Consider the following 11,748-nt stretch of genomic DNA (forward strand, 5'->3'; position numbering starts at 1 on the left):
TCAGGTCGCTTCCTGGAAATCCATTTCCGGTGGCTGGCGACGGAAACCGCCGGTCAGCACTGCCAGATACACCACGCCAATCGCCAGCCAGCTCAGGCCCAGATACACCGCGAGGTGATCGAGGCTGACCATCAGCCACAAGTCCGCCACCAGGCCGATGAACGGGAAGACCAGAAACAGCACCAGCTCGCGCAGGCCTTTCTTCTCGCCGCCAATCCAGTAATGGAAGATCACCGACAGGTTGACCAGGCTGAAGGCCAGGAACGCGCCGAAGTTGATGAACGAGGTCGACGTGGTCACGTCGAGTTTCAGCGCCAGCAAGGCCACCACCGCGCAGAGCAAGATGCTGTTGACCGGCGTGCCGAAGCGCTCGTGCAAGGTGCCGAAGAACGACTTGGGCAACACGCCGTCACGGCCCATCGCGAACAACAACCGCGAACCACTGGCCTGGGCTGACAGACCCGAAGCGAACTGACCGACGATCAGGCCGATCAGGAAGATCGAGACGAACAGGTCACCACCGATGTTGCGTGCAATTTCGTAGGCCGCCGAGTCGACGTTGTCGAACTGGAACGATGGATGCGCGATCTGCACGAAGTACGACACACCGACGAAAATCAGCCCGCCGATCAAGGTAATCAGCATGATCGCCCGAGGGATGGTGCGGCGCGGATCGCGGGTTTCTTCGGTGAGGGTGCTGACCGCATCAAAACCGAGGAACGAGTAGCAGGCGATGGCGGCGCCACTCATGATCAACGGCATCTGCATGTCGCCGTTGAAGAACGGTTTGATCGACCACAGCGGTGTGCTGGCATCACCGCCGATGTAATGCACGCACAGGGCAACGAAAGCAATCAGCACCAGGAACTGCACCAGCATCAGCAAGGCGTTGATGCCGTTGGCCAGCTTCAGACCGATGATATTGATCGCACTGGTGATGCCGATGAACGCCAACACCCAGATCCACTGCGGGATCGAGGGGAAGGCCGAAGAGAGATACGCGGCGCCGATCAGCCAGATCGCCATCGGCAGAAACAGGTAATCGAGCAGCACCGCCCAACCGGCGATGAAACCGAGTTTCGGGCTGATGGCCTTGCGCACATAGCTGTAGGCCGAACCGGCCACCGGAAACGCGGCGGCCATGTGGCCGTAACTCATGGCGGTGAAGAACATCGCCACCAGTGCCGCCAGATACGCGGCGGGCACCATGCCGGCGGTGGATTGGGCGAGGATGCCGAACGTGCCGAGGACAATGATCGGCGTCATGTAGGCGATGCCGAACAGCACCACCGACCCCAGCGAAAGGGTGCGTTGCAAACGAGCCATGGGCGACTTACTCCGGATTTTATTGGATTTATGGCAGAGGCCGAGTTCGGCGAATGTTTCGGGTGTTGCGTTGTTGTTTTGGGTACAACTCAAAGGTTTGATCGTTCCCACGCTCCGCGTGGGAATGCCTCCATGGACGCTCCGCGTCCGCTCTTTGGACGCAGAGCGTCCCGGGCTGCATGCCCACGCAGAGCGTGGGCACGATCGGATATCTTCTGTTCTTTAGCGCGAAGGGATCAGCAGCTCTCGTACTCCCGAGGCGTGTTCAACCACCTCCCCCGGCAACCTCAACCGCTGATCATCCAGATACCGATAATCCTTGCGCGCCAGTTCCAACTGGCCGAAATCCAGTTCGACGCTGAACCGCCCTTCCTCACGCCCGGCCTCGAACAGCACCGTCCCCAGCGGATCCACCAGCGCACTGCCGCCGGCGAACATCAACCCGTCGTCCCCGGCCTCCACGCGGTTGACCATCAGCGCAAACGCCTGGTTTTCCTGGGCCCGAGCCATGATCGCGGTGCGGTGGGTCGGCCCGTACGGATCCATGTTGCCGTTGGTCACGATCAACAATTCAGCGCCCAGTTGCGCCAGGGCACGGGCCGACTCCGGGAACTCGATGTCGTAGCAGATCAGCAAACCGACCCGCACGCCGTTCCACAGGCACGTGGCGTAACGGTCGCCGGCCTCGAACACGCCGCGATCCGACGCCCAGAGGTGGGTCTTGCGGTATTTCAGGGCGATACCTTCGGGGGTGATCAGCAGCGTGGTGTTGTAGAAGCGACCGTTGTCGTTCTCGGCCATCCCGATCACCACGGCGAGGTTGCGTTCGCGAGCCGCGGCCTGCACGGCGCTGACAGTCGGACCGTCTACCGCTTCGGCGATCTGCGCCACGGTGTCAGCGGTCGGAAAGCCCATCAGATGGGTCTCGGGGAACACGACCAGTTGCGTGTCAGCCGGGCACGCGGCTATCGCCGCCAGGGCGCGCTCGAGGTTGTACGCCGTGTCTTTGTCACGGCCCGCCAGTTGGGCGAGTTCGACTTTCATGGGGAGTCCTTGTTATGAGCGCCGGGCGCCGAAAGATTGCCCGGCGGCTGTCTGTGGGCCAGTATGCTTCGCATTCGACTGGCCAGGGAATTACGCGGCCGGGGTAACCCGATAGGGGTAGAGGCATGACTCTTTCGTTTGACGACATCACCTGGCACCGCGCCGTCGGGCAGTTGATCGACGCCCTCGACAAGCCGAATTTCTGGGCGCAACTGGTGCGCCTGCTCGACCAGTACGTGCCGTTCGATAGCTGGGTGGCGCTGCTGTTCAGCGCCGACCGTCACCCGCAGGTGTTCGCCGAATGCCCGGGCGAAGACGGCAGTCCCGACCAGTTGTTCCAGGATTATCTGCGCGGGTTGTACCTGCTCGACCCGTTCTACATCGCCTGCCGCGAACAATCGCGCACCGGGTTGTATCGCCTGTCGGAGGTCGCGCCGGAGCATTTCGAGCTGACCGAGTATTACCAGCGATACTTTCGTCTGAATGTGGTGGCCGACGAAATCCAGTTCAATTGCCAGCTCGAAGGCGACCGCACGCTGTGCCTGTCACTGGGCAGCAAGCAGCGTTTCAGCGGCGAGCAGATTGCCCTGCTGTCGCTGATCCAGCCGTGGGTGCTTGGCCTGCTGCGCCAGCGCCTGCCCTACGAAATCAATGAAATCGTCGCCCTCGCCCCGTCGCCGGCGCCACCGGACTGGCGGGTGCAGCTCGAAGCGTCGGTGCAACAACTCAAGGGCGCGCAACTGACCGCCCGGGAACTGGATGTCGGGCGTTTGATGCTCAGCGGTTGCTCCAGTAAAGAAATCGCCCGTAAGCTGGAAATCTCTGTTGAAACCGTGAAAGTCCATAAGAAACACATGTACAGCAAGCTGGGGATCAAGTCCCAGTCGGAGCTGTTTTCGATCTTTCTGCAGGCGCAGAACGCCTGACTGCCGCAAAAAAACCGTCCGAACCAAGGAAACCGTATGAGCCTGTCACTCCTGAGCCGCTACGCCTTCTTTGCCGTCTGCGTGATTTTCACCCTCGCCAGCCTGCCCTTTCTCGACCATGACTGGTTGTGGCCGATCACCGCCGTCACCGGGGTGTTGAGCCTGATCGGTCTGTTCGACCTGATGCAGAGCCCGCACGCGGTGCGCCGCAACTACCCGATCCTGGGCAACATCCGTTATCTGGTCGAGGGCATTCGCCCGGAAATCCGTCAGTACCTGCTGGAATCCGACAGCGACGCCCTGCCCTTTTCCCGCGCCCAGCGTTCGCTGGTGTACTCGCGAGCCAAGAATGAAAGCGCCGACAAACCGTTCGGCACCCTGATCGATGTGTATCAGTCCGGTTTCGAGTTCATCGGTCACTCGATGCGCCCGGCGCCGCTGAGCGACCCGAACAGCTTTCGCGTCACCGTTGGCGGCCCGCAATGCACCCAGCCGTACTCGGCCTCGGTGTTCAACATCTCGGCCATGAGTTTTGGTTCCCTCAGCGCCAACGCGATCCGCGCGCTGAACCAAGGGGCGAAACTCGGCAACTTCGCCCACGACACCGGTGAAGGCAGCATCAGCCCCTATCACCGCGAAAACGGCGGCGACCTGACCTGGGAACTGGGCAGCGGCTACTTCGGCTGCCGCACCAGCGACGGCCGTTTCGACCCGGAGCGCTTCGCCGCCCAGGCGCAGACCCCGCAAGTGCGGATGATCGAAATCAAGATGAGCCAGGGCGCCAAACCCGGCCACGGCGGGATTCTGCCCAAGCACAAGGTGACCCAGGAAATCGCCGACACCCGAGGCATTTCCATGGGCGAAGACTGCATCTCACCGTCGCGCCACAGTGCGTTCTCCACGCCGATCGAGATGATGCATTTCATCCAGCAATTGCGTGAACTGTCCGGCGGCAAACCGGTGGGCTTCAAGTTCTGCCTCGGCCATCCGTGGGAGTTCATGGGCATCGCCAAGGCCATGCTGGAAACCGGCATTCTGCCGGACTTCATCGTGGTCGACGGCAAGGAAGGCGGCACTGGCGCCGCGCCGGTGGAGTTCACCGACCACATCGGCGTGCCGATGCGCGAAGGCCTGCTGTTCGTGCACAACACACTGGTCGGCCTGAATCTGCGGGACAAGATCAAACTCGGTGCCAGCGGCAAGATCGTCAGCGCCTTCGACATCGCCAGCGTGCTGGCCATCGGCGCCGACTGGGCCAACTCGGCGCGCGGCTTCATGTTCGCCATCGGCTGCATCCAGTCGCAAAGCTGCCACACCAACAAATGCCCGACCGGTGTCGCCACCCAGGACAATCTGCGCCAGCGCGCACTGGTGGTGCCGGACAAGGCCCAGCGGGTCTACAACTTCCACCGCAATACATTGAAGGCGCTGGCAGAAATGCTCGCCGCCGCCGGCCTCGAACATCCATCGCAACTGTCGGCCAAGCATCTGGTTCGGCGCATGTCGGCGACCGAGATCAAACTGTTCTCGCAACTGCATGTGTTCCTGAAACCGGGGGAGTTGCTCACCGGGGAAGTGAACGGCGAGTTCTATTCGCGGATGTGGCAGATGGCTAGGGCGGACAGTTTCGAGCCGCAAGACATCGCAGCCGCCTAGCGGTAACGCTCAGGGTATGGCACTTCGGATACTCACCAACTCAAGAGCCGACCATGGGGCGGCTCTTTCATGACGATGAAACCGTAATCGCCAATCAGATAGATGCGGTAATAGAGGCTGTCCACCAACGCTGGAAAACCCTGATAGCCAACGCGGGTGGCGTTGCGCCGTTCGCGTTCCGCGACCACGTTGGTGATGCCGGCCGACGGCAGGTTTTCCGCGAGCATGAAGTAGTCGATGTTCAGCAAGTAGCGCAGCACCGGCAGCGGTCTGAAGGTGCCCTCCGCACCCGCCAGCCAGCGGTCGGAGTAAGTCACTGACAGATAAATCCGTTTGGCTTCGCGCAGTTCGCGATGGGAGGAAATGTCCTGGCTGAGGCTGTACAGGGCGCTATTGGCGAAGGTTTTTTCCATCATCAGCACCCGCCCGTAAGCGAAGGACAGCGACAACGTTGCCAGAAGCGGAATTGCCAACAACAGGGGCAGCCGCGAGTGCAGCGACGTCACCCCGACATAGGCCAGATAGAACAGCAGCATCAGCAGCACGCCGAACCCCATCAGGGTGCGTGCGCCTTCGTTGAAATCGCGAAACAGCAGCGTCATGCCCGGCACCAGCAGCACAATCAACGGCAGCGTCAGCAGGCAGATGAAGCTCAGAAGCAAACCTTGTGCGGTGGGTTCTTTGCGCAGGCGAATCTGCCGTCCCAACCGCACACCACCGAACAGTGCACACAGCACCAACACAATAAACACCGTCGTGTAGCCGCCGTGAAACAGCAGCGCAACTTTCTCCATCACCCGACCGATATTGATGCCGATCTGCAGCAACGGATCGGCGCTCACGTTCAGCAGTTGCGCACGTTCGTTGTCAGTGAACGGATAGGCCGTGACGCTGTAGATCAACACCCCCAGCACCAGTTGCGCCAGCCGCCAGCTCGCAAGGCGCCAGAACTCCGCCCACGGCACTCGCCGATGAACATTCCTCAGCAACTCCACACAACACAGCCCGAGAAACACATTGAGACTGACCTGATACAACCCGATCGCCAGCGCCAGTAACACCGAAGGCACCAGCCATCGCTGTATCCGGGAAGTACCGCAAAACGTGATCGCATAAATCACCGCGACCAGACTCAGGGCCATGCCGGCCCCGTCGTATTGATAGGACAGATTCTGCAACAGGAACGGGTTGTACCAGAGCGGCAACGGCACCAGGCAACAGGCCAGGGTCGGTTCAGGGAAATAGTGAAAGGTCAGTCGGGTCAGGGCCAATGACATGGCCAGCGTGGCGAGCAACAGTGGCAAGGGAAAGATGTTCGGCGCCGCACCTGTGAACGTCAGCGCCTGGTACAGCCAGTCCATGAACAACCGCCCCTGCCCGGCCCAGACATTGCCGGCAGCCAGAGTGCGCCAGTTGTCGTCGATGTAGGGGAAGTCGGCGAGGATCAGCGGCAGGATGTACAGCGTCGTGGCGAGCAGGAAAAACAGCACGACCTGACGGCGGCCGAGTTCTCGTACGAGAAAATCGCTCATCCTCATTTCAGTGCCTCTGCTCACTGTTGTGCCGATTTCGACAGTGATAGAGCTTGGAACATGACAAGGGATCAGAAGTCGTTTTCACCGGTCTTTCAGACCAGCGGTTTTAATCCTTCCCCAACGAAAAAGCCCCGGCCAATCGACCGGGGCTTTCACGTTTCAGCGCTGGCGTTTTACGACGCCGAACGCACCGCGCCCCGGGACGTATCGCTCGGTTGCAGCTTGAACACGTAGAACAATACGGTCAGCAGCACCAGGAATGCCGGGCCGACATACAGCGCCACGCGAGTGTCCGGGAAGTACGCCATCAGACCTACCACCAGCACCAGGAACGCCAGCGCCAAATAGGAGCTGACCGGGAACAGCCACATCTTGTACTTCAGGCCGGCACGTTCGCTGGCGCTCAGGCCTTTGCGGAATTTCAGCTGGGCCAGCAGGATCATCACCCAGGTCCAGATCGCACCGAAGGTGGCGATCGAGGTAACCCAGACGAAGACTTTTTCAGGCACCAGATAATTCAGCAGCACACCCAGCAGCAGGGCGAAAATCGACAGCAGCAACGCCCGACGCGGCACCCCGTTGCTCGACGTACGGGCGAAACCGGCCGGCGCCTGACCGTTCTGCGCCAGGCTGTAGAGCATGCGCCCGGTGCTGAAGATGCCGCCGTTGCACGACGACAGTGCGGCGGTGATCACCACGAAGTTGATGATGCCGGCTGCGGTCTTGATGCCCAGACGCTCGAAGGTCATCACGAACGGACTGCCCTGAGTGCCGATTTCATTCCACGGGTAGATCGACAGAATCACGAACAGCGCGCCGACGTAGAACAACAGAATCCGCCAGAACACCGAGCCGATTGCATTGGGAATGGTCTTCTGCGGGTTCTTCGCTTCACCGGCGGTCAGGCCGATCATCTCCACACCCAGATAGGCGAACATCACCATTTGCAGGGACATCAACACGCCCGTCACGCCGTTGGGCATGAAGCCGCCGTGGGCCCACAGGTTGGAAATCCCCAGCGCCACACCGTCGTTGCCGAAACCGAAGGCAATGATGCCGATGCCGCCGAGCACCATGGCGATGATGGTGACGATCTTGATCAGGGCGAACCAGAATTCGAACTCACCGAAAGCCTTCACCGCGATCAGGTTGATCGAGCCCATGCTGATCAGCGCCGCCAGCGCCCAGATCCAGCGCGGCACATCGGGGAACCAGATGCCCATGTACACCGCCACCGCGGTGATTTCCGCGACGCAGGTCACCAGCCACAGGAACCAGTAGTTCCAGCCGGTCAGAAAGCCCGCCAGCGGGCCGAGATAATCTTGGGCGTAGCGGCTGAAGGAGCCGGCGACCGGGTTGTGCACGGCCATTTCGCCGAGGGCGCGCATGATCACCAGGATCGCCAGACCACCGATGATGTAGGACAGCATGATGGCCGGGCCGGCCATTTCGATGGCCTTGGCCGAACCCAGGAACAGACCGACACCGATACAGGCGCCGAGCGCCATCAGGCGAATGTGCCGTTCGCCGAGTTCGCGTTTGAGCGGGCCGCCTTGAGCGGTCTCGCCATGAGGCAGGTGATTGCCTGTTGGCATTTGGGGACATCCTCGTCTTGTTATTGGATAGACCACCGTGTGTCGAAGCGTCGGCCGACAGGTCTTGGCTTCCCGACACCACGCCTGCCTCGTGGGCAGATGCGTCCTGCAGGGCCAGACCTGAAGGATCAGCGGGGCTGGCAGTATAAAAAGCTTCCAGCAGGAAATTTCACTCTAAAAGCCGCGATATTCAGCGACAACCATCGCTATCCATCGAGCTTTCGAGACAAACACTCCTGAAAAAACCGGATTATTCACTGCCGAAATGGGCGCCGAGTATTGCACAGCAATGGTGCAGCGTCATGCCCCCACCCAAGTCGCATTGACCTCAGGACCGCTCTGGTCCGGCCCTCTCCGGCTTGTGATCGTGTGCCGCAGGGTTGCCGGCGGATTTGCAGATTTGTTCAGGCTCGCCCCTTCACAATTTTTTCACCCGCGCCAACCACCGACTAAGCTTCAGACAAGTCCGATCAATCTGCGTGAATGGATCAATCGACTATGGGCGCTTTGTGGCAAACCGATTCGAGTGAAAAAGTGGTTCCGACTGAACGTGTGGATGAAGCGCCTGCACCTGAGAAACCCCGTCGTAACCGGCATGGGTGGAAGGCTTTCTGGCTATTGCTGTTGATCATTGCAATTGTGGTGGGCCTGGCCGCGACCAAGGAAATGCGCACCTCGCGTTTTCAATCCCGCGAGGTCAGCCAGTACGCCGCCAAATTGACCTATGAACTGCAACCGGGCCCCAGCGAAGCCATTCGTTATCCGGGCAACGGGCCTTTCGATCTGCGTCTGGGTTACAGCTCTCTGGACGAGTTTCTGCCGCGACTACTCAAACGCAATTACGTCATTACCGAACAGACACGCTTCTCGCCAGCGCTGCTCGGCTATACCGACAAGGGCCTGTTCGTGCCCTACTCCGAAAAGATCCAGGCCGGGCTGTCGATCACCGATTGCAGGGCCGCGCCGCTGTATCAGTACAACTATCCGCAACAGCTGTATTCGAGTTTCGAGTCGATTCCGCCGGTGGTGGTCAACAGCCTGCTGTTCATCGAAAACCGCTTCCTGCTGGATCCCAAACAGCCGATGGCCAACCCGGCGGTGGACTGGCCGCGCTTCGGCATGGCCGCGTGGTCGCAAGTCGCCAAACTCTTGCATTTGCCAGGGCAGTCGGCGGGCGGCAGCACCTTGGCCACCCAACTGGAAAAGTATCGCCACTCGCCTGACGGACTGACGGTGAACGGTGCCGAGAAAATCCGCCAGATGATTTCCGCCAGCGTGCGCGCCTATCAGGCCGGCCCGGATACCTTGCCGGCACGGCGCAATATCATTCGTGACTACCTCAACAGCGTGCCGTTGTCGGCAGTGCCGGGGCACGGTGAAGTCCACGGCATGGCCGAAGGTTTGCGGGTCTGGTACGGCGCCGACTTCAATGAAGCCAACGCAAAACTGGCAAGCACTGCGACTGATCCGAAGACCCTGGCGGACAAAGGCCTGGCCCTGCGCGAAATGCTCTCGCTGATGATCGCCCAACGCCGCCCTTCCCATTACCTGACCAAGGGCCGGGAAGAGCTGGCCGACCTCACCGACAGCCACCTGCGCCTGCTTAAACAGAACGGCGTGATCGACGCGGCGCTGGCCGATGCGTCCCTGGCCAGCAAGGTAACGTACCGCGACTGGCAGACCCAGCCGACCATCCAGCCGATCGAGACCAACAAAGGCATCAGCGTCGCTCGCAGTCGCCTGGCCTCGATGCTCAATCGCCCGCTGTACGACCTCGATCGACTCGACCTCTCGGCTACCAGCACACTGCAAGGGGAGCTGCAAACCCAGGCCACCGCCTACCTGAAAAGACTCGCCGACCCGGCCTATGCAACCGAAATCGGCTTGATGGGTGAACGCCTGCTGACGCCCACCAGCACCACTCAGGTGCGCTACAGCTTCACCCTGTTCGAGCTGACCCCGGACGGCTCGCGAGTGCGGGTGCAGACCGACAGCACCGACCAGCCGTTCGACATCAACGAGGGCAGCAAACTGGAACTGGGCTCCACGGCGAAGATGCGGGTGCTGACCACCTACCTGCAAATCATCTCGGAGCTGCATGACAAGTACGGCGCCATGACCGTGCCGGAACTGAAGAAAGTCGACGTACCGGATCAGGATCGCCTGACCCAGTGGGTGATCGATTACCTGATCCAGAACAAGGATCACGACCTGTCGAAAATGCTCGGCGCCGCCCTCGACCGCAAATATTCCGCCAGCCCCGGCGAGGCGTTTTTCACCGGTGGCGGCCTGCATGTGTTCCATAACTTCCGCAAGGAAGACAACGGCCGCATGCCGACCCTGCGCGATGCCCTGCGCGAGTCGATCAACCTGCCGTTCATTCGCCTGATGCGCGATCTGGTGCGCTACACCACCTACTCCGGCCCCAACAACAGCGCCGAATTGCTCAAGGACGACCGTGACCCGCGCCGTCAGGAATACCTCGCTTCGTTCGCCGACCGCGAAGGCACCTCGTTCCTGCTCAAGTTCTGGAAGAAGTACAAGAACAAGGACACCCAGGCCCGGCTCGACACCTTCCTCGACAGCATGCGCCCGACGCCGATCCGCATGGCCGCCGTGCACCGCTACCTGCTGCCCAACGCCAGTCAGGAAGACTTCAACACCTTCGTGCGCTCGCACCTCAAGGGCGTCAAAATCACCGAAAAACTCACCGACGAGCGCCTGGAACGGCTCTACCTCGCCTACGGCCCCGGCACCTATGATTTGCCGGATCAAGGCTTCATCGCCAAGGTCCACCCGCTGGATCTGTGGTTGATCGGCTACCTGCTCAATCACCCGGACGCGACCTGGGGCCAGATCGTCAAGGCCAGCCAGTTCGAGCGTCAGGAAGTCTACAGCTGGCTGTTCAAGAGCAAACACAAGGGCGCGCGCGACAGCCGCATCCGCACCATGCTGGAGATCGAGGCGTTCCTCGACATCCATCAGCGCTGGCAGAAAGTCGGCTATCCGTTCGATCACCTGGTGCCGTCGCTGGCCACCGCCATCGGCAGCTCCGGTGACCGCCCCGCCGCGCTGGCCGAGTTGATCGGCACCATTCTCAACGACGGGGTGCGCATGCCGACGCTGCGCATCGACAGCCTGCATTTTGCCGCCGGCACGCCTTACGAAACCAGACTGGTCAACGACCCTCACGTGGGTAAACGTGTGATGCCGTCCGAAGTCGCCACGGCGATGCGCGAAGCGTTGTCGCAAGTAGTGGACTCGGGGACGGCCAAACGTGTTTCCGGCAGTTTCAAACTGAACGATGGAACGCCGTTGACCATGGGTGGCAAAACCGGGACCGGTGACAACCGGATCGAGGCGATCGGCTCCGGCGGACGGATTCTCAGCTCGAAATCAATCAACCGCACGGCCACCTTCGTGTTCTACATCGGCGACCATCATTTCGGCACACTCACCGCATTCGTGCCGGGGCGTTCGGCGGAGAGCTTCAAGTTCACTTCCGCCCTGCCGGTGCAGGTGCTCAAGGGCATGGCACCCATTCTGATGCCTTATCTGCAACCGGGCAGTGATTCACAGTGCGTGGCGCCGCAAGTACCCACTGTGGCATCAGTGGCGAATTGAACTTCATGACAGGTGGTAGTTATTTGTTTTATGCATTTCATT

General features: G+C 60.8%; 7 protein-coding genes. 3 read left to right on the top strand and 4 right to left on the bottom strand.

The features are described from left to right. Both AC07VV_RS22455 and AC07VV_RS22460 read right to left on the bottom strand, forming a co-directional pair. Window positions 1-1,326 (bottom strand): APC family permease, encoded by a 1,326-nt coding sequence (locus tag AC07VV_RS22455; RefSeq protein WP_495037509.1) that lies wholly within the window; start codon window positions 1,324-1,326, stop codon window positions 1-3. A gap of 222 nt (window positions 1,327-1,548) precedes the next feature. Continuing rightward, a complete protein-coding gene (locus AC07VV_RS22460; RefSeq protein ID WP_495037510.1) occupies window positions 1,549-2,370 on the bottom strand; it encodes a carbon-nitrogen hydrolase family protein in 822 nt (273 codons plus the stop codon). A 125-nt stretch (window positions 2,371-2,495) separates the two neighbouring features. Here AC07VV_RS22460 and AC07VV_RS22465 point away from each other — a divergent pair, with 125 nt between their 5' ends. Continuing rightward, window positions 2,496-3,296, top strand: a complete 801-nt coding sequence (locus AC07VV_RS22465; RefSeq protein WP_495037511.1) for a helix-turn-helix transcriptional regulator — start codon at window positions 2,496-2,498, stop codon at window positions 3,294-3,296. 36 nt (window positions 3,297-3,332) lie between these two features. Next, window positions 3,333-4,952 (top strand): FMN-binding glutamate synthase family protein, encoded by a 1,620-nt coding sequence (locus AC07VV_RS22470; RefSeq protein WP_249490544.1) that lies wholly within the window; start codon window positions 3,333-3,335, stop codon window positions 4,950-4,952. Window positions 4,953-4,984: 32 nt separating this feature from the next. Here AC07VV_RS22470 and AC07VV_RS22475 read toward each other — a convergent pair whose 3' ends face one another. Both AC07VV_RS22475 and AC07VV_RS22480 read right to left on the bottom strand, forming a co-directional pair. Beyond that, window positions 4,985-6,490, bottom strand: coding sequence for a glucosyltransferase domain-containing protein (locus AC07VV_RS22475; RefSeq protein ID WP_495037512.1), 1,506 nt, complete (start codon window positions 6,488-6,490; stop codon window positions 4,985-4,987). Window positions 6,491-6,660: 170 nt separating this feature from the next. Further along, a complete protein-coding gene (locus tag AC07VV_RS22480) occupies window positions 6,661-8,082 on the bottom strand; it encodes an amino acid permease (protein WP_495037513.1) in 1,422 nt (473 codons plus the stop codon). A gap of 498 nt (window positions 8,083-8,580) precedes the next feature. On the opposite strand from AC07VV_RS22480, the gene AC07VV_RS22485 reads away from it, so the two are divergent. Then, entirely contained in the window at window positions 8,581-11,706 is a 3,126-nt protein-coding gene (locus AC07VV_RS22485; RefSeq protein WP_495037514.1) for a transglycosylase domain-containing protein, read from the top strand. Window positions 11,707-11,748: the final 42 nt, after the last annotated feature.

It is taken from the genome of Pseudomonas sp. GW821-FHT02C04 (assembly GCF_059421845.1).